A 25,874-nucleotide genomic window follows, 5' to 3' on the forward strand; every position below is an offset into this window, starting at 1 on the left:
ATATTATATAATATATATATAATATATAATATTAAAATAATTAACATTTCATTCTATTCACTCCATCAAAGCCTGAAATCCGATTTTTAGCTTACTGTAATTGTAATTGTAATTGCAAGACTGTGATTTGTCATTGAAAGAAAAAATCGCCAAAAGTACGCATTTATTGAAATATGAAGGCAGGAATAAGAGCCAAAGCCATCAGCAGAATAAGAGGGCTTAGCATTACCGCCATTACCTCCCCCCATCCAAAGGCAATCCGCTATCCATTGACAGAGCAGGATAAGCGTTTATTCTGCCAACGCTTCAGCTTATATTCCAAGCGACCGCCTCCACCTGAACGGAGCGGCCCTCTTCCTGCCTAACGAACACAAAGAAGAATTGGCGCAAAAACGCTCATGGGGTATTGCTAATTCAAGAAAAAATTATTATCTTTGCCATACGAACCAACACCTCCCCTCTCCACCCTCAATCCTGATTTGACACATTGGATTGACAGTAAATTAGTCACTATCAATCCTAAAAAAACAAAGAGTAAAATGAACCATGAAAGAACATTATCGGCTTAGAATAGGAGACACATCCGCAGACGGAAGAGTCAGAATTATAGACAAAGACAGACTATGTTACTTGGTCGAGTCGCAAAGCAAAGGAGCCAGAGGAATACGTACCATCTCGCAAAAACTTTTGGAAGAATATGTAGCATATTTCAAGAAACATCCGGACGCATCCGCCAATGAAGCGCGCGATGAATTATGCGGACAGACAGATATTGACAGATTTGAATACGGCTACACCGCGACGCTGACCATATTGGCCAAAATGGTGTTGGGTCCCCATGAAATGATTAACGAAAGCCCTGCGGAGCACCCTGCGGAAAGCGCTGTCGTCAAGGCCGATGCCGGCATGTTTCGCCGCTACGCCACCGCCATCCAGTCAAAACCCTTCGTGCTGCTGGCGGGCATATCGGGCACAGGCAAGTCGCGCATTGTGAGGCAACTGGCCTTCGCCACTGGCGGAGAGTCGCCCGACCGGGTACAAAAGCCCTTCAACTACGAAATGATACAGGTGCGCCCCAACTGGCACGACTCTACGGAGCTGATGGGGTACGAGACCCGCATATCGGGAGACCCCGAGTATAAGACGACAGACTTCCTGCGCTTCCTGGCCAAGGCGTGGTACTTTGAGGACACCCCCTTCTTCTTGTGCCTGGACGAAATGAACCTGGCCCCCGTGGAGCAATATTTCGCCGAATACCTGAGCGTGCTGGAGACCCGCAAGCTGAGGGGAGGAAAGATTGAGACAGACCCGCTGGTGCCGGCACTGAACAGCTTCGGAAAGAAGAGGGACAACACCTGGGTGGGCGACAGCATCCTGAACGACCTGTTCGGCGACGTGTGGAGAAGAAACGGCGAAATCGTCGACAAGGACAAAGGCAGGGAGGCCCTGCTGCGCGAAACCTTCCGCACGGAAGGCATCGGCCTGCCGCCCAACCTGATTGTGATGGGGACGGTCAACATGGACGAAACCACCTTCAGCTTCTCGCGCAAGGTGCTGGACCGCGCCATGACCCTCGAAATGAACGAAGCCGACCTGGGAAGCGGCCTCAGCAAGGCGCAAACAAGCCTGCCGGCCATCGACGCACCCGCCATCCTGCCCTACGCCGTGGAGGCCGTGGACGTGTATGAGAGCAACAGGGAGACGTGCGACATCGTCATCGCCTACCTGAACCGAATCAACGAGACACTGAAAGGCACCCCCTTCAAGATTGCCTACCGCACACGCAACGAAGCCATCCTGTACGTACTGTCCAACCTGACATACCCCGACAACGATGCCTGCTACAACCTGATTAGAGCGCTGGACGAGGTGACGGACATGAAGATACTGAGCCGCATTGAGGGCGACAAGAACAAGCTGATGAACTGGCAACAGACGGGATGCATTCTGGACGACCTCAAAGCACAAATCCGACAACAGTTTGACGACATCTACAAGTGTTTCGATGCTACGGAAGGCGAGAAATCCATGTACGACAACATGCAGGAAGATTCTATCTCCCTACGGAAATTGGAAGAAATGAAGCGCAAGCTGGAGAACACGTATTATTGTACCTATTGGAGTTGACAAGTCATGGAAGCACTGCTGAAGCTGGAGCACAAGGACTTTGAACTGCTGGTTTCCTGCAATTCGTATGACAGGACTTTCAAGAAGGCGGCCGCCTGTATGAGAGTGGGCGCAGACGCGGAAGCCTTGCAGTCCTACTACATCTGGAGCGACAAGAGCGCGGTGCTCACTTGCAGGGGAAACACAGTAGTACAGGGCACGCATGTCCCCTCCGCATTCTTTGAGAACACGGACTACCAATACTGGATACGCTTCAAGACGGCGGTCAGGACGGCCTACATCGACACCCCGCTGCGCGCCGTCAGCGAAGGCTTCTGCTTCAACGAAGACGCCCAGGTACTGTACGGCCACATCAACTACGGCAACGACATCGGACGGACAGACCTGAAAATAAGCTATCGCCCGGAGGGCGGAGAAAAACAGTCTTTCGTCTTCAGCTATGACGTGCTCTCCACCAAGCTGGACTATCACAACGACCTGAAGCACATCATCCGCGACATTGAGCAGGAATATCGGATGCTCTCCATCGACTTCTTCCGCCGCACCCATCACTCCTTTGCCGAGAAGCAGCAGGGAGAGACGCCCGACATCATCTGGTGGAATGTGTTCAGAGAGGTGAACGAAGAGTTCATACAGGCTGTGAAGGCGGTGGTGGACCGTCCCCGACACAAAATAAGCCGCAAGGAAACCTATTGCAGGGCAGACAAGCTGAAACGCCTGAACCCCAAACTGGAAAGCGAACTGGCCGAACACCGCGCTGAAACGCACAGGCTATACAGGACAGAAGTGCCCGACATGAGCGCCGACACCTTCGAAAACCGCTTTCTGAAGTATGCCGTCAAGACGGTAGCCATGAAATTCATGGAGCTGAAGGCAAGAATCGTGGAAAACTATCCCATGGACTCCAGCATACGGTTCATAGAGACCCTGACCGACACCGAGGAAGAACTGAAACGACTGATGAACCACTCCTTCTTCCGCATGGTGGGGAACTTCAAAGGCATGAACCAAGAGTCGCTTGCCCTGAAGCAGGGGACAGGCTACTCGCAAATCTACCGCATTTGGTTGCTGCTGACATGCAGCTACGACCTGGAGGAGGGCATCCGAAGCCTGGAACTGAAGGACATTGCCACCCTCTACGAAATATGGTGCTTCATCGAGGTGAAAAACCTGGTCAGAAGCCTGCTGGGCGAAAACAACCTCGACGTGGACAACCAAAGCCGCGTGGAGCTGAACAGGCATTTCACCTATTCGCTGACCAAAGGACAAACGTCGAAAGTAGTCTTTTCGCGCATGACCTCCGAGGGAGAAAAGGTGGAGCTGGCCGAGGTCATCTACAACCCCAAAGAAGATAGAAAGAGCGACACTAACGAGACTTCCATTGAACACACCTACTCGTTCACCGTCCCCCAAAAACCCGACATCGTGCTCCAACTGACCCGCCGCGACATTGACACAGGCTTCAGGCTGACCTATCTGTTCGACGCCAAATACAGAATAGAAAAACCACAGGCCGAGGGGGCAGATACCCCGCCCGACGACGCCATCAACCAAATGCACCGCTATCGGGACGCCCTCTACTACGACCCACGGCAGGAGGGACTCCCCATCAAGAAGGAGGTGCTGGGCGGCTACATCCTCTTCCCCGGCAACGGGACCGACGACGAAGTGGCCCAAGCCGACTTCTACCGCTCCATCGAGAAAGTGAACATCGGAGCCTTCCCGCTACGCCCCAACAACAAGAACAGCAGCTGCCTGCTGAGGAACTTTCTCCAATCACTGATATGGGAGCAGCCCACCCTCCAAATCCTGCAAGACGTAAAGGCACAGAAAGGCACCACGCTGACCTTGGAAAAGAGCGGAACCATCCTTGCCGTCACCATCTTTGAAAACGGCCAGAGGGAATACTACCAACAATTCATGGACAGGGAGAAGGAGATAGAATATTACTTCGGAAAAATCACCCTTTCCAACCAGCTGTCGAAGCTGAACTTTCAGAAGTACGACTACTTTGTACCCGTCATCAAGGGAAAGATAAGGGACATCTACCTGATAGAGCACAGCTCCATCCGCTACCGCAAAGAACTGCCCCGCCTGAACAACAGGCCCATTGCCGACGACGACGTGCGCATCGTCCTCAAGCTGGTCAAGCCCTCCTACCTGGTAGGCAGCAAGCAGTTTGTCAGCCTGCACCCCAACCTGTTCCCTCCCCGTCGCTGGGGCTTCAGGGAGTTTGTCTCCGTCCGCGAGCTACTGGGCTATGCCGCCGCGGAATGAGGACCTCAAGGGGCAGGCACGCACCCGACATCGCACACACCTGCCACACTCCCCCGCCTGCGAGAAACGCCAAATGACAAATGACAATTACAGTTAGTGAAAATTGATTCCGAGGAGGGAGAAAGAAGGCGGATGGAAAGGGGGCGTGTCAGGCGCATCCATCCACACACTGCCGGAGCATCGCCCCCTTGGGCCGCATCATTTTTCTCGAACAGGCGGCGAGACATGCCGTCAGTACCCCCGGTTCTGCTTCAGGTGGGGGTTCATGCCTATCACCTGCTCGGGGATGGGGAAGACGGTGGTGAAGCCGGTGGCTTCGCCCTCTACCTGCGGACGGTGGCTGTAGGCGCGGGTGAAGCGGCCGAAGCGGATGAGGTCCTGCCTGCGCCAGCCCTCCCAGGCCAGCTCCAGCAGGCGCTCGTCCAGCAGGGTCTCCAGCGTGGCGGGGCGCGAGGGTGCCCCTACCCTGCCGCGCACCTGCTCCAGCTCGGCGTCGCCATTGCCGCCGGCACGCACGAGGGCCTCGCTCTTCATCAGCAGCACGTCGGCATAGCGGAAGAGGACGATGTCGTTGTCCACCAGCTTGCCGTCCTTCAGGCCGGTGGGGTCCACCTCGTCGGTGGGGTCCACCTCGTACTTCTTCATGCGGGCGCCGGCGGTCTTTTCGCCTTCCTTGCCCGAGAGGTCGAGGGCCACGAGGCGCGGCTGGTAGACCAAGGGCGTGCGGCCGTCGTCCAGCAGGACGGGGTTGCCCTGCAGGTCGGTCACCGCGTCGGCGTAGTAGCAGAGGCGGAAGCGGGGGTCCTCCCCGTCCGTGCCGTAGCCGAAGACGTCGAGCGCGTCGAGCGTGGCCGAGGCGCCGTTCTCGCCTCCCAGGCCGAGGGCCTTGGCGTGGTTGTAGTGGCGCGAGCGGAAGAGGTAGATGAACTGGTTGGTGTAGAGGGTCTTGCTCATGGGGATGACGAAGATGTTCTCGGCCGAGGACTCGTTGAATACGGCGAAGTTGCTGCCGTAGTCGGGCTCCAGGCGGTATCCGCTATGGGTGATGAGGTCGCAGTAGTGGCAGACGGTCTGCCAGGCGTCCATCGTCTGTCCGTCCACCTCGAAGGTGATGCGGCTGCCGTCGGGGCGCCGGCCGTCTGTCCAGTCGTCGTCGGTGTAGACTTCGGCGTTCAGGGCCAGCTTGGCCAGCAGGAACCAGGCCACGGGGCGGGTGACGCGGCCGTAGTAGACGCCGGGCTGGTTGCTGCGCTCGCCGCTCAGGACGGGCAGGGATTGCTGGAGCTCGGTGACAATGAAGCGGAAGAGCTCGCTGCGCTCCACCTGGAGGAGGTCGGCGGAGGTGTCGTCCGTATGCCTGAGCAGGGGCACGCGGCCGAAGAGGTCCATGATGTAGTAATAGAACAGGGCCCGCAGGGCGCGCACCTCGGCGCGGAGGGGCTCCACGTCGTCGGCAGGACGGGCGGCGGCGTAGGCGTCTATCTTCTCCAGCGAACGGTTGCAGAGCACGACGGCCTGGTAGAGGTACTCCCAGGTGTCGAAAATGGCATTGTTGCTGACGCCCCAGCGGTGGAGGTAGAGGCCCTGCCAGAAGCCGCCGTCGTACCAGTCGGCGCCGCGGGTGGGCATGATGGCCTCGTCGGTGGTGAAGGTGTTGAGGTCGTAGACGCCGCGGCCTGTGCCTTGCAGGCCCTGGCTGTCGGCATAGCCGCCGATGTGGGTGTAGAGCGTGGCTACATGGTAGCGGTAGACTTCCTGCAAGGAAGCGGCGGTCTGGTCCTCGCCTATGGCGTCGCGGGGGTTCTCTTCCAGAAAGCCGCTGCACGCGGAGAGGAGCAGGGCAAGCAGCAGGCAGGCTGCAAGGGTGAAATGGGTATGGTGTTTCATGGCGGGTCTCCTTTCTTTTTTAGAAGTTCAAACTAAGGCTGAGCGTATAGGTGCGCGACAGGGGGTAGGTGCGCTTGTCGTCCACCCCCAGGGTGGAGTCTACCTGCGTGCTGTTGATGAGGGGCGTGAGGCCCGAATAGGCGGTGAGGGTGCCCAGGTTGTTGACGGTGAAGGCCAGGCGCACGCTCTTCAGCAGGCGGCCGGCAGGCAGGGGAGCCGTCCAGCCCACGGTGAGGTAGTCGAAGTGGATGTAGTCGCCCCGCTCCAGCCAGTAGTCGGTGGCCGTCTGGTCGGTTATCATGCGGCGGGGCGCGTCGGCCATGACGTTGTAGTCGGGCAGGCTGTTCATGTTCATATAGGTCAGGGCGGTGCCGTTGTATATCTTGTGGCCGAAGGCGCCGTTGACCTGCAGGGAGACGTCGAAGCGGCGGTAGCGGAAGCTGATGTTGGAGCCCAGCAGAACCTTGGGGACGGCCTGGCCGGCAATGTAACGGTCCTCGCCGTCCTCGAGGTCGACGCCGCCGCCGTTGAGGTCGGCAATGTCGTACTTGTAGCCGCCGTTGTCGTCGGACACGAGGCCGTTGCAGCGGGGCAGGTAGAAGACGCCCAGGGGCTGGCCCACAATCTGGTAGACGATGTTGTTGTAGCCGCCGTGGAAGCCGGCTCCGTTCAGGCCCGCGATGGCCGTGTACTCGGCGGCCGAAATCCACTGGCCGTCATACAGGCCGCTCAGCGAGAGCAGCTTGTTGCGCTGCCAAGTGAGGTTGGCGTTGACGGTCAGCTCCATGTCCCTGGTGCGGAGGGGCGTGACGCCCACGGCCACCTCCAGGCCGCTGTTGCGCATGGAGCCGATGTTGGCCAGCAGGGAGTTGTAGGGGAAGGGCGGGACGCTGACGTGGTAGGAGTAGAGCATGTCCGCGGTCTTGGAGCGGTAGGCGTTGAACGAGAGCAGCAGGCGGCTGTCGAGCATGGCCAGGTCGAAGCCGGCGTTGAAGGTGTACTTCACCTCCCACTTCAGGTCGGGGTTGGCGTTGCGCAGGGTCTCGTAGGTGACCAGCGGCGTGTTGCCCACGGGCACGATGCCGTTGGGCTTCACCAGCGACATGGTGGTGTAGGAGTCGATGCCGCCCTGGTTGCCCGCCAGACCGTAGCCGAGGCGCACCTTCAGGTTGTCTATCCACGTGACGGAGCGCATGAAGTCCTCCTGCGTCACATTCCACGCCACAGAGGCCGAGGGGAAGAAGCCCCACTTGTGGTTGGCGCCGAACTTGGACGAGGCGTCGGTGCGGGCGTTGAGGGTGAGCACGTAGCGGTTGTCGAACGTATAGTTGACGCGGGCCAGGAAGGACACCAGGCGGGGGTCGTTGTAGTAGGAGCCCGTCCCCTCCCAGGGGCGCAGGGCGCCGCCCTGCAGGTTGTGGTAGCCCATGGCGTCGGAGGTGAAGTTGGTGACGGTGGTGTAGAAGCCCGAGAAGGTCTCCTTGGACACCTCGCCCAGGGCCAGCAGGTCGATGAAGTGGCGGCCGGCCTGCTTCTGCCAGGTCAGCATCATGTTGCCCAGCAGGGTCTCCGCGCGGCGGCTGCCGCGATAGGCCTGTCCGCCTCCCCAGACGGGAGTGGGCAGGTACTGGTCGTCCTCCGTCTGGCTATACGTGTAGGCGCCGAAGAGCACCAGCTTCCAGTCGAGCGGCAGGGTGACGTTGAGCCGCGCGTGGGCGCTGAAGTAGGACGTGGCGTCGCGGTTGTCCACCTCCATCCAGGCCAGGGGATTGGTAATCTGGCTGGCCGTCGTCAGCTGTTCCCATCCGCCCGAGGCGTTGTGCCCCGCAGGGAAGGTGGGATTGAAGGCGGCGGCGGAGTAGAAGGTCTTCTGGAGGTCGAACAGGGTGCGGTCGCGCTTGACGGAGCCGAACAGGCCCAGCTCGCAATCCAGCAGGCGGTCTATCAGCTTCTGGTTGAGGTTCATGTTGGAGGTGAACAGCTTCATCGCCTCGTTGCGGATGACACCCTCGCGCTCCAGGTAGCCCAGCGAGACGCGGTAGTCCGACCGCTCGCCTCCGCCATAGAGGGCTATGTTGTGGTTCTGCTGGATGCCTGTCTGCTCGATGGCCTTCTGGAAGTCGGTGTCATATCCCAAGTCCACCGCCTCCAGCCCGCGGTCGGCAACGGCCCGTCGGTAGGCGTCGGCGCTGAGCATGTCCAGGCGGCGGTAGGCGTGGGAGATGCCGAAGTTGCCGCTGTAGTTGACGTGCGTCTTGCCGCCCGCGCCCCGCTTGGTGACGATGTTGATGACGCCCGAAGCGCCGCGCGAGCCGTACTGGGCCGTCTCCGAGGCGTCCTTGAGGATGGTGAAGCTCTCGATGTCGGTGGGATAGAGCGAGGTCAGCATGGAGAGGTCGCCGGGCACGCCGTCCACCACAATGAGGGGTTCGTTGCCGCTGGTGAGCGAGGTGGTGCCGCGCAGGCGGACCGACTCGAGGGCGGCGGTGCCGTTTCCGTTCTTCTGGATGGTGAGCCCCGCCACACGCCCCTGGATGGCCTCCAGCGGATTGGAAAGCAGCTCTCTATTCATCTGTTTCTCGGTGATAAGCTCTACGGAGCCCGACAGGTTGTTCAGCGTGCCGCGGGCATAGCCCACATGGAGGAGCGTATCGGCAGGCTGTGACTCGGCGACGACTGTCTGCGCGCCTGCCCCGACGGGCAACAGGAAGGCGAGGCACAACGCGGCCCCGCGCAAGGGGAAGAAATAGCGTCTTTTCATAACAAAAGATTACAGGTTAGGACTTTGCCCCAAAGATAAGCATTTAAATGGAAACGGCAACTTTTTACGCCATTTTTAGCAATCGGGAGCGGCCGTAGCACACGCCCACCACGTCTGCCAGCGCCCAGCCGATGGGGACCGACCACCAGATGCCTGTATAGCCGACGGAGGGGATGGAGGCCAGCACCATGCGCGTGCGTAAAATGTCGGCCAAAGGTACACCATAGCGCCCATACGCACAAATTATAGGATGCCAAGTTTTCGGTTTCGCCCCAACTCGCAAGAGTTAATATTGAATATTTATTTGGATTATATGCGCAAAAGCATTACCTTTGCAGCCGAAAACAAGAACAAGAACAAGAACCATGAACCAGTTAACGAACATACGTAACCCGAGGGATTTGTCTGTCCGCCAGCATAAAGGAACGGACAGCCGATCGACCGTACACGTACATTGGTTCAGCGGATTCATCTAAATTCCCCCCTTCCCCACTCCATCTCCATGTGTTGCCGGCATTGGTTTCCCGCTGTCGGCGTCACGCAGTCGCAGGCCCTGACGCATGCCGTCCGCAGGGGTCTGAGGCGGGCATTGTGCGCCCACCGTCCATCGTTCGTAAAACCTTTAATAAAAGCATATCGTCATGTTCAGCATCATATCCATCTTGCTGGCCGGCATTGTCATCGGCCATCTGTTGCGCGACAGGAAGTTCCTGAGCCACATCGAAAAGAGCACTTCGCTCACCGTCTTTATCCTGCTCTTCGTGCTGGGGCTGTCCGTCGGCTCCAACCGCCTCATCGTGGAGAACCTGGGACGGTTCGGATGGCAGGCGGCCGTGCTGGCCACCCTGAGCCTGGCAGGCAGCATCGTGGCTGCCCGCATCGTGTACCAACTGTTTTTTAACCAGAAAGGAGAAGAGAAATGAAAAATAGTCTGACTGTCATCGCATTGTTTGGCATCGGCTGTCTGGCCGGCGCCTGGTATCACCTGGAGACCGACACCCACAACTGGTCGCTCTACATACTCTACGCCCTGATGTTGCAGGTGGGCATCGGGCTGGGCAGCAACAAGTACCTGCGCGAGAGCCTGCGCAAGCTGAAGCCCAAGATGCTGCTGGTGCCGGCGGCCACCATCGTGGGCACCCTGGCCTTCTCGGCCGCAGCCAGCCTGCTGCTGAGCCGCTGGAGCGTGTTCGACTGCATGGCCGTGGGCAGCGGATTTGCCTACTACTCGCTGTCGTCCATCCTGATTACCCAATTCAAGGAGCCTTCCATCGGGCTGCAGCTGGCCACAGAGCTGGGCACCATCGCCCTGCTGAGCAACATCATCCGCGAGATGATGGCCCTGGTGGGCGCGCCCCTCATCCGAAAATACTTCGGAAGCCTGGCACCCATCTCGGCCGCAGGGGTCAACTCGATGGACGTGCTGCTGCCCTCCATCACCCGCTGCTCGGGCAAGGAGATGATGCCCATCGCCATCTTTCACGGCATCCTGATAGACCTGAGCGTGCCTTTCTTCGTAAATCTGTTTTGCAGCCTGTAAGGTTTTAACGGAGGAATGGCTATCTTTGCACGCATTTTTACAGAATGAAAACAGACACTATGAACAGACTGAAAGGTTTCATCTACGGGCTGGCCACGTCGGTGACGTTCGGCCTCATCCCGCTCTTCACCCTGCCGCTGATGCAGGGCGGCATGGAGCTGGACTCCATCTTGTTTTACCGCTTTCTCTTCGCCACCCTGGCCCTGGCGGGGATGATGAAGCTGCACAAGGAGCCGTTTGGCATTGACCGCAGAGACCTCCCCATACTGGTGCTGCTGGCCTTCTTCTATACGGTCTCGGCCCTCTTCCTGTTTTGGGGATACGACTTCATGGGGGCGGGCGTGGCCACTACGCTGCATTTCACCTATCCCGTGTTCGTCACGCTGCTGATGCTGGTGCTCTTCAGGGAGAAGGCTTCGTGGGTCACGTGGCTGGCCATCGCGATGGCCGTGTACGGCGTCAGCAAGCTGTCGCTGAAAGGCAGCGAACTGACGCTCCATCCGCTGGGCATCGTCATCGTGCTGCTTTCTGCCGTGGGCTATGCCAGCTACATCACAACGGTGAACAAGTCGCGCGTCAAGACCATGAACAGCCGCAAGCTGGCCTTCTACGTCTTTGTATTCACCACGCTGATGTTTGCCGCCAAGGCAGGACTGAACAATGGCATCCGGCCGATACCCGACGCGGCCTCGGCCCTCAACCTCGTGCTGCTGGCCGTGGTGCCGACGGTCATCTCAAACATCACGCTGGTCTTGGCCGTACACCACATCGGCGGCACGCTGACCTCCATCCTGGGCGCCATGGAGCCTGTGACGGCCGTGTGCATCGGCGCCTTCGTCTTTGGCGAGGCATTCACCCTCCAGGAGGCTTTCGGCATCGCCCTCATCCTGGTGGCCGTCACCATGATTATCTTAGGCAAGCCGATACAGAATACACTTTCGTCCGTAGTCAGGATGATACGGCCGAGGCATGCGTAGAGAAGATACTTTACTTCTGTTCGGCAAACGGATTGTCTTCACATAAATTCATAGGGACAACACGCTGAAGCAAGTATGGCAAACGAACCGGATTGCGACGATTGTCCCATAGCAACAAGGCAGTAATGGTACTTTCATCAAAACAATAAAAAAAACGGAGTATTTGGGCTCAACAACCACATAACGCACATTCGGGTATTCCGTAGGATGTCCCCAATAAGGGAAATAAGATACTCGCCCTACACAAGAAAGGATTTGCTGATACAACGAACTACTATATCGAGTGTTGCCATTACGTACATCGTAAAACAGAAATGTTTCCTTCATATCCTTAAGGCACATTTCTGTCTATTTCACTTCCCACTCCATGGTTTTAATTGTTGCCCCATTTCCGCTGTTGAACAGACCCGACCATCACGAACCTGCTCCAAAGCCTCATCTATCCGAATGCGCAATTCAGAAGAAAAATGAAGGATTTCACCAGCAGACTGTCTATCCATTAGGTCTTCTATTTCCTGTAATTGCTGTTCACCATCCACAGCCGACAGCCGTTGCAGCAAAACTTGTTTACGTTCAGTCGTATTCATAAGAATTCTGTTTGACAAAGAAAGCAAAAACGCCCTCAATTTGTTGACAGAAGAAAGCAGATTTGGCGCAAATTTGTTGAGAGCTCTCAACAAATCTCACTCTTCCGCCTTCATGGCCACCATTTCCTGCAAGGTGCTGACGGCTTCCTCCACCGTCGTGACGTCCTTCACCACCATGCTGCGACGGGCGTTCTGCTCGCGCAGGTCGCAACGGCGGGGGTACTTCATCATGTAGGCAATGACCTTGCCGAAGGCCTGGCTCTGGTAGTAGGGGCTGAGGGGGTTGGAGACGAGGATGAGCGTCATGCGGCCACCCTTGAGGAAGACCTTCTCCACACCCAGACGGGCTGCCAGACGTCGCAGGGGGACGATGCGCAACAGCTCTTCCGTCTCGGGCGGCACAGGGCCGAAGCGGTCTTCGAGCCGCGAGCGGAAGGCTTCCACGTCCTTGTCCAGCGTCAGCGTGTCCAGCTCGCGGTAGAGGAGCATACGCTCGCTGCTGCCGGTAACGTAGTTGGCCGGAAGCAGGAGTTCGAGGTCGCTCTCCACCTGGCACTCGTCCACAAACTGCTCGCCGCTGATTTGTCCGCTGTCGTCGGCGGCCTGCTGCTCTTCGGCCACGAGGTCGGCAAACTCATCGTTCTTCAGCTCGCGCACGGCTTCGGTCAGAATCTTCTGATAGGTCTCGTAACCCAGGTCGGCAATGAAGCCGCTCTGCTCGGCTCCCAACATGTTGCCCGCCCCGCGGATGTCGAGGTCCTGCATGGCGATGTGGATGCCGCTGCCCAGGTCGGAGAAGTTTTCGATGGCTTGCAGGCGGCGCTTGGCCTCGGGCGTGAGGCTGGACAGGGGGGGCGCCAGCAGGTAGCAGAAAGCTTTCTTGTTGCTTCGGCCCACACGTCCGCGCATCTGGTGCAGGTCGCTCAGACCAAAGTTCTGCGCCTGGTTGATGATGATGGTGTTGGCGTTGGGGATGTCGATGCCGCTCTCGATGATGGTGGTGGCTATGAGCACGTCGTAGTCGTAGTTGACGAAGTCGAAGATAATCTTCTCCAGCTCGGCGGGCTCCATCTGTCCGTGGCCGATGCAGACACGACAATCGGGTATGTTGCGCTCGATGAGGGCCTTCAGTTCGGGCAGGTTGGAGATGCGGTTGTTCACGAAGAACACCTGTCCGTTGCGGCTCATCTCAAAATTGATGGCGTCCACGATGACCTCCTCGTTGAAGGTGTGCACCTCTGTCTGCACAGGGTAGCGGTTGGGCGGCGGTGTCTGGATGACACTGAGGTCGCGCGCCCCCATCAGCGAGAACTGGAGGGTGCGGGGAATGGGCGTGGCGGTCATGGTGAGCGTGTCCACATTCACCTTGAGCTGGCGGAGCTTCTCCTTGACGCTGACGCCGAACTTCTGCTCCTCGTCGATGATGAGCAGGCCCAAGTCCTTGAACTTGACATCCTTGCCCAAGATGCGGTGGGTGCCGATGAGGATGTTCACTTCGCCCGCGGCCAGCCCCTTGATGACGGCTTTGGCCTGGGCGGCGGTGCGCGCACGGCTCAGGTACTCCACGCGGCAGGGCAAGTCCTTCAGGCGTTCCTTGAACGTCTGGAAGTGCTGGTAGGCCAGGACGGTGGTAGGCACCAGGACGGCCACCTGCTTGTTGTCGCACACGGCCTTGAAGGCGGCACGCACGGCCACCTCTGTCTTGCCAAAGCCTACGTCGCCACACACCAGGCGGTCCATCGGGCGGGCGCTCTCCATGTCGGCCTTCACGTCGGCCGTGGCCTTGCTCTGGTCGGGCGTATCTTCGTAGAGGAACGAGGCCTCCAGCTCCTTTTGCAGAAAGCTGTCGGGGCTGTACTGGTAGCCCTTCTCCTCACGCCGTTGCGAGTAGAGCTTGATGAGGTCGCGGGCGATGTCCTTGATTTTCTTCTTCGTGCGGTCTTTCAGCTTCTCCCAGGCACCCGTGCCCAGCTTGTTCAGGCGGGGAGCCTCGCCCTCCTTGCCCTTGTACTTGGAAACCTTGTGGAGGGAGTGGATGGAGACGAACACCACATCGTCATTCTGATAGACGAGCTTGATGACTTCCTGCGTGGTGTTGCCGTTGGGCACACGCACCAGGCCCGCAAAGCGGCCTACGCCGTGGTCGGTGTGCACCACATAGTCGCCGGGCTGAAACTGGTTGAGCTCCTTCAGCGAAAGGGCCACCTTGCCGCTACGCGCCTTGTCGCTCTTCAGGTTATACTTGTGGAACCGGTCGAACAACTGATGGTCGGTGAAGATGCACAGGCGCAGGGTGTTGTCCGCAAAGCCTTCGTGCAGGGTTTTCTCCACGGCCGTAAAAGGCAGGTTCTCCCCCTCCCGCTCCTCGAAGATGGCGCGGATGCGGTCGGTCTGCTTCGTGCTGTCGCTACATATATATATGGTATATCCGTCGGACAGGTAGCGGTGGAAGCTGTCTGCCACGAGGTCGAAATTCTTATGAAAGATGGGTTGTGCCGAAGTATCGAACTGCACCGATGCGTCGGGCGTGCCGGTAGGCTTGTTGCCGAACTCCAGCCGGCGGAAGTCGAGGGCACGGACGGTAAATTCGCCGCCGTCAATGAGTTTTCCGTCCAACGAGATGTTGCCGTTCTCCTCCGCCTCGCGGGCGGCAATGGCCTGTGGGGTGAGAGACTCGTCGTGCACCTGCTGGATGCGCTCGCGCAGCCAGAGGAAATCGCGCATGGCCAACACCGTGTCCGGATGCATGAAGTCCAGCAGCGACACCATGCCTCCTGTGCCGCTACGCTCCAGGTCGTGACTGAGGTCAGGGACAATGACAATGCTGTCTTTCTTTTCCTTGGACAACTGCGTTTCCACCTCGAACGTGCGCAGGCTCTCCACCTCGTCACCAAAGAAGTCGATGCGGAAAGGATATTCACTGGAGAAGGAGAAGACGTCGATGATGCTGCCACGCACGGCAAACTGACCCGGCTCGTACACATAATCCACAAATTCGAAGCCATAGGTGCGCAACATGTCCGTCACAAACGTCATGTCCACCTGTTCGCCCACATGGAGCTTCAGCGTCTTGTCGTCCAGCTCGCGACGCGACACCACCTTCTCGGCCAGCGCATCGGGATAGGTGACGACGCACAGCCCCGCCCCGTCCTTCTGCAAGCGGCTCAACACCTCGGTGCGCAATATCTCGTTGGCCGAATCCTTCTGCCCATACTTGATGGCGCGACGGAACGACGAGGGAAAGAAAAGCACGCGGGCATCGCCCAACACCTGCACCAGGTCGTGATAGAAATAGCCGGCCTCTTCGAGGTCGCCCAACACAAAAACAAAAGGACTGGAAGCCCGCTCCACCACCACAGAGGCGAAAAGCGAAGCGGCCGAAGCGCAAAGCCCTCCGCAATAGATGTGATACAACTGGCTGTCGGCCAGCAGACGCAGGGCGGCCTCCACATGGGGATGGGCGGCATAGCGTTGCTGAAGTTCGGTTATCGTAAAGCTCATGGCATGAATGATGAGGATTGTCGGGGTGCAAAAGTACGAAGAAAATGAATAAGAAATGCCTGTACAGAAGAAAAAGCGATGCAATCCTGCCGAAAAAACAAGGGAAAAACTGTACATTTGTAGCACATTAAAAAAGAGTGTGAAATATGCAGACATCGGACAGCATTGTCATCATCCCCACCTACAACGAGCGGGAGAACATCGAGAACATCATACGCGCCGTCTTCGCCTTGGAGCACGGCTTCCACATACTGGTCATCGAAGACGGGTCGCCCGACGGCACGGCGGAGATTGTCCGACGCCTCCAGAAGGAAGAGTTTGCCGACCGCCTCTTCATGGTGGAGCGGCGCGGCAAGCTGGGACTGGGCACCGCCTACATCGCCGGCTTCCGCTGGGCGCTGGAGCACGACTATGAATTCATCTTCGAGATGGACGCCGACTTCAGCCACAACCCCAACGACCTGCCCCGCCTCTACAAGGCCTGCGCCGAGGAAGGGGCCGACGTGTCCATCGGCTCGCGCTACGTCAGCGGTGTCAACGTGGTGAACTGGCCTATGGGACGGGTGCTGATGTCCTATTTCGCCTCGAAATATGTACGCCTCATCACCGGCCTGCCCATCCACGACACCACGGCGGGCTTCGTCTGCTACCGCCGCCGTGTGTTGCAGACCATCCCCCTGAACAACATCCGCTTCAAGGGCTATGCCTTCCAGATAGAAATGAAGTTCACCGCCTACAAGTGCGGCTTCCAGATAAAGGAAGTACCCGTCATCTTCATCAACCGCGAACTGGGTACCTCGAAAATGAACTCCAGCATCTTCGGCGAAGCCGTGTTCGGCGTCATCCGCCTGAAGTGGGACAGCTGGTTCAAGAAATACCCCAAAGCATCCTGAGGAATGATGGCACGCAGATGACACAGATGAAACAGATGAGCACAAATTACCATATATCAATACTAAAATCTGTGTAAATCTGTCTCATCCGTGTCATCTGTGTGCCATCCCCGCCTACACATAAAAACCGAACGCTTATGAAACGTACTCTCCTCCACAACGCCCTCATCGTCAACGAGGGCCAAACCATACAAGGTTCCGTGGTCATCACCGACCAGGGACGGATAGCCGAAGTGCTTGTCAACGGCAAACCGCTCTCCGCTCCTTGCGAAGAGACCATCGACGCCACAGGCTGCTACCTGCTGCCGGGCGCCATCGACGACCACGTACACTTCCGCGACCCGGGCCTGACACACAAGGCCGACATCCTGAGCGAAAGCCGTGCCGCGGCGGCAGGAGGCGTGACCAGCATCATGGACATGCCCAACACCGTGCCGCAAACCACTACCCTCGACGCCCTCGAGGCCAAATTCGACCTGCTGAACGAGCGCTGCATCGTGAACCACTCCGCCTACTTCGGCGCCACCAACACCAACCAGGCTGACTTTGCCCGCCTGGACAAGTCGCGCGTGTGCGGCATCAAGCTCTTCATGGGCTCCAGCACGGGCAACATGCTCGTCGACCGTCTGGAAAGCCTCCGCGCCGTCTTCGGCGGGACGGACATGCTCATTGCCGCCCACTGTGAAGACCCCGTCATCATCAACAAGAATACCCAGAAGTACAAAGCACAATATGCCGACGAGGACGACGTGCCTGTCAGCAAACACCCCAACATCCGCTCCTCGGCCGCCTGCTACGCCTCGTCAAGCCTGGCCGTGAAGCTGGCACGTGAAGCCGGCGCCCGCCTGCACGTGCTCCACCTCTCCACCGCCCGCGAGCTGAGCCTGCTGGACGCAGGACCCGTCAGCGGCAAACAGATTACGGGCGAGGCCTGCGTGTCCCATCTGCTGTTCAGCCAGACGGACTACCGCACGCTGGGCACCCTCATCAAGTGTAACCCGGCGGTGAAGAGCAAGGCCGACCGCGACGCCCTGCGCCGGGCCATCAATGCCGATGTCATCGACGTCATTGCCACCGACCATGCCCCCCACCTCATCACCGAGAAGAAGGGCGGCGCGCTGAAGGCCGTGTCGGGCATGCCGATGGTGCAGTTCTCGCTGGTGAGTATGCTGCAACTGGTCAATGAGGGTGTCTTCACCATCGAAAAGGTGGTGGAAAAGATGTGCCACGCCCCTGCCCTGCTCTATGGCATCCGCGAACGGGGGTTCATCCGCGAAGGCTATCGTGCCGACCTCGTGCTGGTACGCCCAGACCGTCCGTGGACGGTAGAGAAAAGCCTCATCCAGAGCAAATGCGGCTGGAGCCCGCTGGAGGGACGCAGCTTCGACTGGCAGGTGGAGCGCACCTTCGTCAATGGGCATACCGTGTTCGACGGTACCCAGGTAGACAACAACTATCGGGGTGAAGAATTGCGTTTCGGATAAGCGAACATGCCGGATAGAAAAAGAATCGCCACAGACGCCCGTGCCGCTATGCAGCACCGGCGCTCTGTGGCGTAAAGGACAAGAACCGGCAGCAGCCGGCATCAAATCAAAATCACCAGAAACGGTTACGGGCAGGACTATATTCAAAGCCCACACTCTTCAGTTTCTTCACAATGCTTTCCTTGTCAACGCCCAAATCCTCGCAAAGAGCGTCCAACGAAGGATAGAAATCACGGAGTTGCATGTTGATGAAGCTGTAAAGCATCATCGGTTCTTCGGGTAATTTCATTTGCTACAATCTTTTTATTTTAAAAATTACTGCACGTCACGGAGCAACGCCCCGCCCGCGCTCATTACTAATACCGCCGCAAAGATAGCTGTTTCCCCCATACCTTTCTTCTTTTTAACGCAAATTATCCTCCTTCCTTCCGCAATCGGTTGCAGAAAAAAACGCCGTGTCCAAGCCAATCCCCCTCTTTACATTTTGACACTTTGACTTCCCTAATGCCTGAGAATTCGTTTTTTCGGCCTTCCGTAGGGCTTATACGGAAAAAACGAAGAAGAAAGCGTCTAACAGGCTGCATGGCTGCATGATAGCGAAATCTTTACATTTGAAAGAGAGAAAAAAACAGCTTCCAAGGGAGGGAAATGCCTTCTTTGCGATGCCCAAAAACCACTTTAGGACGACCAACTACCCTTCCGGGAGGCCGAAACAAGGCTTTTGGACACTCCAAACAAGCATTCTGGACGCTCCGAACAAATAATCTGTGCGAACGGAACAAGCATTGTGGACGGCCGGAGCTTGCATGGTGGTCGCTCCACACACCCTGAGAGAGCCCTTCCGGCCTCTATTTTGCATTTTTCGTCGAAAGCCCCTGTCAGCAGAACACCCAATACAGCAACTTTTTATAAGCATTCTTCGGGCATTCAAAACAATTTGGCAGAATGACAAATAAGAAATCCTTGTACTTTCTCCTGCAAGAACTGCCCTCAAAGAAAGAAGTACATTCTAAAAGTTTTTATAACTTTGCGACATCCAATCCCAACACAGAAAGCGCCATGAAGAATAACCTGCTGTCCGAACACCTGAGCTACAACGGCGACAACAATACCCGTACCCACGTACACCTGCTCACCTACTCCGCCGACCATTTCCACGAAAGCGTCCACACGGACTTCAACCGCATCGTCAGCGAGTTGCCAACAGACAAATGCGTATGGATACGTGTACACGGGCTGCAGGACACGGAATACATCAAGAACATCTGCAACCTCTTCAAGGTGAACTTTCTGATGATGCAGGACATACTGAACGTGGACCATCCGAGCAAGATGGAGAAAAACGGCGATTACAACTTTGTCGTCGCCCGCATCTTCCATGAGGGGAACACCGTCCCCATCCGGCTGATACAAGGAAAAAACTTCGTGCTGAGCTTCACGGAGGGCGAAGCGCCCTTCTTCGACGATGCCGCCAGGGCGCTGAAAGAGAACATCCTGAAGATACGCACCCGCACGCCCGACTATCTGCTGTCCGTACTCATCAACGAACTGGTCTCCAACTACGTATCGCTGGCCATCGACACGGGCGACCAGCTGGAAGACCTGGAAACGGAACTGCTGGCGGCCACCACCAGCTACAACATACGGATGCAGCTGCAGATGCTGAGAAAGCAATACATGGAAATCAGGCGAACGGTGGTCCCGCTGAAAGACCAGTACTCCAAAATCATGCACCCCGACTCCGAACTCATCAACGAGGCCAACCGCCCCTTCTTCAACGACGTCTACGACCACTTGCTGAATGCCGTGCAGCTGACGGAAAGCTGCCGCGAAACCATCTCCTCGCTGATGGACCTCTACATATCCAACAGCGACATGCGCATGAACTACATCATGAAGCGGCTCACCATCGTCTCCACCATCTTCATTCCGCTCACCTTCCTGGTCGGCGTCTGGGGAATGAACTTCAAGTACATGCCCGAACTGGAGTGGGAACACGGTTACCTGGCGGCGTGGATTGTCATGCTGGTGACGGGCGCAGTGGCCTACTTCATCCTGCAAACCAGGAAATGGAAGTAAGCGCCCTTCCCTCCCGATAAAAAAAGAAGTTGACAAGCCGACGAGTGCCGCAAGGAGAAAAACCCTGCAGGCTGTAACCTCGTCAACTTGTCAACTCAGAAGTATCCTGGTGCCTATTTACTTATCCTTCTTCAGCTCGGCAAATATCAGTCCTTCCAGCTCTTCGGCCAGTTCGGGATTGTCCTGAATGACCTGCTTGGCCGCGTCGCGTCCCTGTGCCAGCTTGGTGTCGTTGTAGCTGAACCACGAACCGCTCTTCTTGATGATGCCCAAGTCGGCGCCCAGGTCGATGATTTCGCCGGCACGCGAAATGCCTTCGCCGAACATGATGTCGAACTCGGCCTTGCGGAAGGGAGGAGCTACCTTGTTCTTCACAACCTTCACCTTGGTCTGCTTGCCTATCACCTCTTCACCGTTCTTGATGGCCTGTCCGCCGCGGATGTCCAGACGCACCGAAGCGTAGAACTTCAGCGCATTACCGCCCGTAGTCGTCTCGGGGTTTCCGAACATCACGCCAATCTTCTCGCGCAACTGGTTGATGAAGATGCAGCAGGTGCGCGTCTTGCTGACAGCCGACGTGAGCTTGCGCAATGCCTGCGACATGAGTCGTGCCTGCAAGCCCACTTTGTTGTCGCCCATGTCGCCTTCAATCTCGGCCTTGGGGGTCAAAGCAGCTACAGAGTCCACCACAATGATGTCGATGGCCGATGAGCGGATGAGCTGTTCGGCAATCTCCAGTGCCTGCTCGCCGTTGTCGGGCTGTGAGATGAGCAGGTTGTCTACATCCACTCCCAGCTTGGCCGCATAGAAGCGGTCGAAGGCATGCTCGGCGTCGATAAACGCGGCAATGCCGCCCGCCTTCTGTGCCTCGGCAATGGCATGAATGGCCAGCGTTGTCTTACCGGAAGACTCGGGACCGTAAATCTCGATGATGCGTCCGCGGGGATAACCACCCACGCCCAGCGCCACATTCAGCCCTACGGAGCCGGTGGGAATCACTTCCACCTCTTCAACGCTGTTGTCGCCCATCTTCATGATAGAGCCCTTACCGAAGCTCTTCTCTATCTTATCCATGGCAGCCTGCAGAGCTTTCAGTTTCTCGCTCGATGCCACGTTGCCATTTTCTTCAAAATTCAATTCGTCTTTTTTTGCCATAATGTTCAGTCTTTAATTATCTGTGCCGCATGGTCTTTGGTTTTCACTTCCTTGGGGGAAATGATGCGCTCCACCACACCCTCCTCGTTCAGGATAAAGGTAGTGCGGAAGGTTCCCATATACTTGCGGCCATACATGCTCTTCTCGCCCCACACGCCGAACTGCTCCACCAGCTTCTTGTCCGTATCGGCAATCAGCGTAAAGGGCAGGCTGTTCTTCTCGATGAACTTGCGGTGTGACTTCTCGTCGTCCACGCTGACCCCAATCACTTCGTAACCGGCCTTCCGCAGGTCATCGTAATTGTCACGCAGGTTGCAGGCCTGAGCCGTACAGCCGGAAGTAGAGTCTTTGGGATAGAAGTAGAGCACCACCTTCTTTCCTCGATAGTCACTCAGACGGATTTCCTCACCGTTCTCATTGATGCCCAACACTTCAGGGGCTTTGTCTCCTATATTCATGTTAATAAGTGGTTAGTGATTAGTGGTTAACGGTTAGTGGTGAGTGGTGAGTGGTTAACGGTTAGTGAAAAGCCATCCGCCAGGAATACTAACCACTCACCCCTAACCGCTAACCGCTACTATCAAAGTTCCAGGTCGCCGTCGAACACCTCGTGCCAGGGCAGTCCCTGCTTGTTCAGCTGCTCCATGAACGGATCCGGGTCAAATTCTTCCACATTCCATACGCCCGGCTTCTTCCAGATGCCTTTCAGGAACATCATGGCGCCAATCATGGCCGGTACGCCGGTGGTATAGCTTACGCCCTGCATACCTGTTTCCTTATAGGCTTCCTGGTGACTGCAGTTATTATATACGTAATAAGTACGTTCCTTGCCGTCTTTCAGTCCGCGGATGCGGCAACCGATGGACGTCTCGCCCTCGTAATTCTCGCCCAAGTCCTGCGGATTGGGAAGCACTGCCTTCAGGAATTGCAGGGGGACAATCTTCATGCCGTTGTACTCCACTTCGTCAATGCGGGCCATGCCGATGTTCTGAATGACACGCAGATGGGTCAGGTATTCCTGGCCGAAGGTCATCCAGAAACGTGCGCGCTTGATGGTGGGGAAATTCTTCACCAGCGACTCCAGCTCTTCGTGATAGAGCAGGTACGAGTCGCGCGGGCCGATGTTCGGATAAGTCAGGTCCTTGTGGATTTCCAGCGGGCCGGTAGTCACCCATTGTCCGTTTTCATAGTAACGGCCGTTTTGGGTAATCTCGCGGATGTTGATTTCGGGGTTGAAGTTGGTGGCGAAAGCCTTGTGGTGATTGCCTGCGTTGCAGTCCACAATGTCCAGATACTGGATTTCGTCAAAATAATGCTTGGCGGCGTATGCCGTGTACACTCCGCTCACACCCGGGTCGAAGCCGCATCCCAGGATGGCGGTCAGTCCCGCCTCCTCGAAACGTTTCTTGTAGGCCCACTGCCAGCTGTATTCAAAGTGTGCTACGTCCTTGGGCTCGTAGTTGGCTGTGTCCAGATAGTTCACGCCGGTCTTCAGGCAGGCTTCCATGATGGTAAGGTCCTGATAGGGCAGCGCCACGTTGATGACGATTTCGGGTTTGAAACGATTGAAGAGCTCCACCAGTTCGTCCACGTTGTCGGCATCCACCTGAGCGGTCTGGATGGCCGGATTGCCGATGGCCTTCACCACGGCGTCGCATTTCGACCGGGTGCGGCTGGCAATCATGATTTCGGTAAACACGTCCGGATTCTGAGCTACTTTGTGCGCAACAACGGTACCTACACCGCCTGCACCGATAATAAGAACTTTACCCATTTCTTTTTACTTCAGATTGTTTTATTGTTACTAATTTCAAGTTTCACTTCGTCCATTGCCGCACCAGGCTTCCGGGTACGGCAAGTATAGGGTGAGCAAATATAAGGGTTAATTCTCATATTAACGTTACAAACAGGCTATATTTTTCCATTTTCAGATTTATAACTTTAACAAGTTTGTCTTAATATCGGGTTTGTACTATATTTGCACCCGAGAAAATTAACTTAAACAAAAGGTAACAATGAAAAAGGTATTAGTTTCTATTTGCATGGCAGGTGCCGTGGTCGGCTTGTCATCGTGTGCATCCACCAAAAATGCCGCCACCCTTTCTTCCTTAGGCGGCGAATGGAACATCATTGAAATAAATGGCATGGCCGTGGTTCCCGCTCCGGGACAAGAATTTCCGTTCCTTGGTTTCGACACCCAGGCGGGCAGAATCTACGGCAACAGCGGATGCAACAGCCTTACCGGCACGCTTGACGTAAATGCCAAACCGGAGAAAATAGATTTCAGCAACCTGGGAAGCACCCGCATGATGTGTCCCGACATGACTTTGGAGAACAACGTATTGTCCGCTTTGGGCACCATCAAGAAATACAAGAGTCTGGGACAGGACAACATGGCCCTCTATGCCTCTTCCAAACGTCCTGTCATCGTCTTGCAGAAGCGCACTTCCGCTTCCGGCCTTTCCGGTCTGGAAGGGAAATGGATGGTCAGCGAAGCCGGCGGTGAGGCCGTACCCGAAAACATGGAGAAGCAGCCCTTCATCGAGTTCGACATCAATGGCAAGAAGATACATGGCAACGCCGGATGCAACATCATCAACGGCGACATCCAGACGGACGAAGCCTCAGCTTCCTCCATCTCCTTCCCCATGGTGACCTCCACCATGATGGCCTGCCCCGACATGGAAGTGGAAAGCCGCATCCTGAAAGCATTGAACGAAGTACGCACCTTCGGCCGACTGGCAGGAGGAAGTATCGGCCTCTACAATGCAGACAACACGCTGGTCATGGTATTGACCCAGAACTGACCCCCGACCGTCTTTATCGGCAGGTCTCCCCATGCCGTGGCATGCCACGCTTGCCACGGCCCCCGATGACCGCAGACCGCTGTCCACCGCGACAACCGTCTGCGGTCATTCTTTTGTCTGCCTGTCACGTTCCTTCTTGACAGCAAACGCATCATTTCCTGCCAAACTGACAGCCTTCACTGCCACTTTATGACTCCACTACCCCTCCGAACATTTTGGCACAAGGTTTGTCTATTTATTGGCGTCTGCCGTTTTAAAGCAGGCGTCAACATAGAATAATAACAAATAAAATAATAACGATCATGGGAAAAATTATTGGTATTGACTTAGGAACTACAAACTCTTGTGTTGCCGTATTTGAAGGTAACGAACCTGTAGTAATTGCAAACAGCGAAGGTAAGCGCACCACTCCTTCCGTAGTGGCATTCGTTGACGGTGGCGAACGTAAAGTGGGCGATCCCGCCAAGCGTCAGGCCATCACCAACCCCAAGCGCACGGTGTACTCCATCAAGCGTTTCATGGGTGAGAACTGGTCACAGGTACAGAAGGAAGTGGCCCGTATGCCCTACCCGGTAGTGAACGACAACAACATGCCGCGTGTCGACATCGACGGACGCCACTACACTCCGCAGGAAATCTCGGCCATGATTCTTCAGAAGATGAAGAAGACTGCCGAAGACTATCTGGGTCAGGAAGTGACCGAAGCCGTCATCACTGTTCCTGCCTACTTCTCCGACTCACAACGTCAGGCCACTAAGGAAGCCGGACAGATTGCCGGTCTGGAAGTGAAACGTATCGTGAACGAACCTACCGCGGCAGCCTTGGCTTACGGTATTGACAAATCCAACAAGGACATGAAGGTAGCCGTATTCGACCTTGGTGGTGGTACGTTCGATATCTCCATCCTGGAGTTCGGTGGCGGTGTGTTCGAAGTATTGTCAACCAACGGTGATACTCACCTGGGTGGTGACGACTTCGACCAGGTTATCATCAACTGGCTGGTTGAAGAGTTCAAGAACGACGAAGGTGCCGACCTGACTCAAGACCCGATGGCCATGCAACGTCTGAAGGAAGCTGCCGAGAAGGCCAAGATTGAGTTGTCTTCTTCTACTTCTACCGAAATCAACCTGCCGTACATCATGCCGGTAGGCGGTGTGCCCAAGCACTTGGTTAAGACGTTGACCCGTGCCAAATTCGAGGCTTTGGCCCACAACCTGATTCAGGCTTGTCTGGAGCCGTGTAAGAAGGCCATGAGCGATGCCGGCCTGAGCAATTCCGACATCGACGAAGTCATCCTTGTAGGTGGTTCTTCACGTATCCCCGCCGTACAGAAGCTTGTTGAAGACTTCTTTGGCAAGGTTCCTTCCAAGGGTGTGAACCCCGACGAAGTGGTTGCCGTAGGTGCTGCCGTACAGGGTGCCGTGCTGACCGACGAAATCAAGGGTGTCGTACTGCTCGACGTTACTCCGTTGTCAATGGGTATCGAGACACTGGGCGGTGTGATGACCAAGCTGATTGACGCCAACACGACCATCCCGTGCAAGAAGAGTGAAATCTTCTCGACGGCTGCCGACAACCAGACCGAAGTGACCATCCACGTACTGCAAGGCGAGCGTCCTATGGCTGCGCAGAACAAGTCTATCGGCCAGTTCAACTTGACAGGCATTGCCCCGGCCCGCCGTGGTGTGCCCCAGATTGAAGTAACCTTCGACATCGACGCCAACGGCATCCTGAAGGTATCCGCCAAGGATAAGGCCACGGGCAAGGAACAAGCCATCCGTATCGAGGCTTCCAGCGGC

At 56.5% G+C, this 25,874-nt stretch carries 19 protein-coding genes; 10 read left to right on the forward strand and 9 right to left on the reverse strand.

The window, feature by feature from the left end; genetic code table 11:
• The first annotated feature begins 687 nt into the window (after positions 1–687).
• Both Q1Y74_RS07955 and Q1Y74_RS07960 read left to right on the forward strand, forming a co-directional pair.
• Positions 688–2,127: an AAA family ATPase gene (locus tag Q1Y74_RS07955; protein WP_300813651.1), complete on the forward strand. Its 1,440-nt coding sequence runs from the start codon at positions 688–690 to the stop codon at positions 2,125–2,127.
• A gap of 6 nt (positions 2,128–2,133) precedes the next feature.
• Positions 2,134–4,404 (forward strand): restriction endonuclease-like protein, encoded by a 2,271-nt coding sequence (locus tag Q1Y74_RS07960; RefSeq protein WP_300813652.1) that lies wholly within the window; start codon positions 2,134–2,136, stop codon positions 4,402–4,404.
• A 231-nt stretch (positions 4,405–4,635) separates the two neighbouring features.
• Here Q1Y74_RS07960 and Q1Y74_RS07965 read toward each other — a convergent pair whose 3' ends face one another.
• From Q1Y74_RS07965 to Q1Y74_RS07975, 3 genes are all read right to left on the reverse strand, one after another.
• A complete protein-coding gene (locus Q1Y74_RS07965; protein WP_300813653.1) occupies positions 4,636–6,291 on the reverse strand; it encodes a RagB/SusD family nutrient uptake outer membrane protein in 1,656 nt (551 codons plus the stop codon).
• Between the two features lie 19 nt (positions 6,292–6,310).
• Positions 6,311–9,052: a SusC/RagA family TonB-linked outer membrane protein gene (locus Q1Y74_RS07970; protein WP_300813654.1), complete on the reverse strand. Its 2,742-nt coding sequence runs from the start codon at positions 9,050–9,052 to the stop codon at positions 6,311–6,313.
• A gap of 64 nt (positions 9,053–9,116) precedes the next feature.
• Positions 9,117–9,266, reverse strand: a complete 150-nt coding sequence (locus tag Q1Y74_RS07975) for a hypothetical protein (RefSeq protein ID WP_300813683.1) — start codon at positions 9,264–9,266, stop codon at positions 9,117–9,119.
• 427 nt (positions 9,267–9,693) lie between these two features.
• Between Q1Y74_RS07975 and Q1Y74_RS07980 the strand changes: the two genes are divergently transcribed.
• From Q1Y74_RS07980 to Q1Y74_RS07990, 3 genes are read left to right on the forward strand one after another with little or no spacing between them, the layout of a single operon-like run.
• A complete protein-coding gene (locus Q1Y74_RS07980) occupies positions 9,694–9,975 on the forward strand; it encodes a LysO family transporter (RefSeq protein WP_300813655.1) in 282 nt (93 codons plus the stop codon).
• The gene (locus Q1Y74_RS07985) at positions 9,972–10,592 is read left to right on the forward strand and encodes a lysine exporter LysO family protein (protein ID WP_300813656.1); all 621 of its coding nucleotides are present in this window, start codon (positions 9,972–9,974) and stop codon (positions 10,590–10,592) included. The genes Q1Y74_RS07980 and Q1Y74_RS07985 overlap by 4 nt, the downstream gene beginning before the upstream one ends.
• Before the next feature lie 59 nt (positions 10,593–10,651).
• Positions 10,652–11,569, forward strand: a complete 918-nt coding sequence (locus Q1Y74_RS07990; RefSeq protein ID WP_300813657.1) for a DMT family transporter — start codon at positions 10,652–10,654, stop codon at positions 11,567–11,569.
• A 353-nt stretch (positions 11,570–11,922) separates the two neighbouring features.
• Here the strand turns inward: Q1Y74_RS07990 and Q1Y74_RS07995 are convergent, their stop codons facing one another.
• Both Q1Y74_RS07995 and mfd read right to left on the reverse strand, forming a co-directional pair.
• Entirely contained in the window at positions 11,923–12,156 is a 234-nt protein-coding gene (locus Q1Y74_RS07995) for a hypothetical protein (RefSeq protein ID WP_300813659.1), read from the reverse strand.
• Positions 12,157–12,252: 96 nt separating this feature from the next.
• The gene (mfd, locus tag Q1Y74_RS08000; RefSeq protein WP_300813662.1) at positions 12,253–15,657 is read right to left on the reverse strand and encodes a transcription-repair coupling factor; all 3,405 of its coding nucleotides are present in this window, start codon (positions 15,655–15,657) and stop codon (positions 12,253–12,255) included.
• A 146-nt stretch (positions 15,658–15,803) separates the two neighbouring features.
• On the opposite strand from mfd, the gene Q1Y74_RS08005 reads away from it, so the two are divergent.
• Together Q1Y74_RS08005 and Q1Y74_RS08010 are read left to right on the forward strand one after the other, a co-directional pair.
• On the forward strand, positions 15,804–16,550 hold the full coding sequence (locus Q1Y74_RS08005) for a polyprenol monophosphomannose synthase (RefSeq protein ID WP_300813664.1): 747 nt from the start codon (positions 15,804–15,806) through the stop codon (positions 16,548–16,550).
• Between the two features lie 137 nt (positions 16,551–16,687).
• A complete protein-coding gene (locus Q1Y74_RS08010) occupies positions 16,688–18,034 on the forward strand; it encodes a dihydroorotase (protein ID WP_300813666.1) in 1,347 nt (448 codons plus the stop codon).
• A 112-nt stretch (positions 18,035–18,146) separates the two neighbouring features.
• On the opposite strand, the gene Q1Y74_RS08015 is transcribed toward Q1Y74_RS08010, so the two are convergent.
• Positions 18,147–18,323, reverse strand: a complete 177-nt coding sequence (locus Q1Y74_RS08015; RefSeq protein WP_300813668.1) for a DUF4250 domain-containing protein — start codon at positions 18,321–18,323, stop codon at positions 18,147–18,149.
• A 770-nt stretch (positions 18,324–19,093) separates the two neighbouring features.
• Between Q1Y74_RS08015 and corA the strand changes: the two genes are divergently transcribed.
• Entirely contained in the window at positions 19,094–20,113 is a 1,020-nt protein-coding gene (gene corA / locus Q1Y74_RS08020) for a magnesium/cobalt transporter CorA (protein WP_300813671.1), read from the forward strand.
• Between the two features lie 117 nt (positions 20,114–20,230).
• On the opposite strand, the gene recA is transcribed toward corA, so the two are convergent.
• The 3 genes from recA to Q1Y74_RS08035 all read right to left on the reverse strand — a co-directional run bounded on the left by recA (position 20,231) and on the right by Q1Y74_RS08035 (position 23,042).
• Positions 20,231–21,268: a recombinase RecA gene (gene recA / locus Q1Y74_RS08025; RefSeq protein WP_300813674.1), complete on the reverse strand. Its 1,038-nt coding sequence runs from the start codon at positions 21,266–21,268 to the stop codon at positions 20,231–20,233.
• Between the two features lie 5 nt (positions 21,269–21,273).
• Positions 21,274–21,726 (reverse strand): thioredoxin-dependent thiol peroxidase, encoded by a 453-nt coding sequence (gene bcp, locus Q1Y74_RS08030; protein ID WP_300813675.1) that lies wholly within the window; start codon positions 21,724–21,726, stop codon positions 21,274–21,276.
• A gap of 122 nt (positions 21,727–21,848) precedes the next feature.
• Positions 21,849–23,042: a saccharopine dehydrogenase family protein gene (locus tag Q1Y74_RS08035; RefSeq protein ID WP_300813677.1), complete on the reverse strand. Its 1,194-nt coding sequence runs from the start codon at positions 23,040–23,042 to the stop codon at positions 21,849–21,851.
• Between the two features lie 241 nt (positions 23,043–23,283).
• On the opposite strand from Q1Y74_RS08035, the gene Q1Y74_RS08040 reads away from it, so the two are divergent.
• The gene (locus Q1Y74_RS08040) at positions 23,284–24,075 is read left to right on the forward strand and encodes an META domain-containing protein (protein ID WP_300813679.1); all 792 of its coding nucleotides are present in this window, start codon (positions 23,284–23,286) and stop codon (positions 24,073–24,075) included.
• 302 nt (positions 24,076–24,377) lie between these two features.
• Positions 24,378–25,874: molecular chaperone DnaK (gene dnaK, locus Q1Y74_RS08045; protein WP_300813681.1), on the forward strand; the 1,497-nt coding region annotated here is incomplete at its 3' end.

Source organism: uncultured Bacteroides sp., assembly GCF_949298305.1.
In the GTDB taxonomy this organism is placed as follows: domain Bacteria; phylum Bacteroidota; class Bacteroidia; order Bacteroidales; family Bacteroidaceae; genus Bacteroides.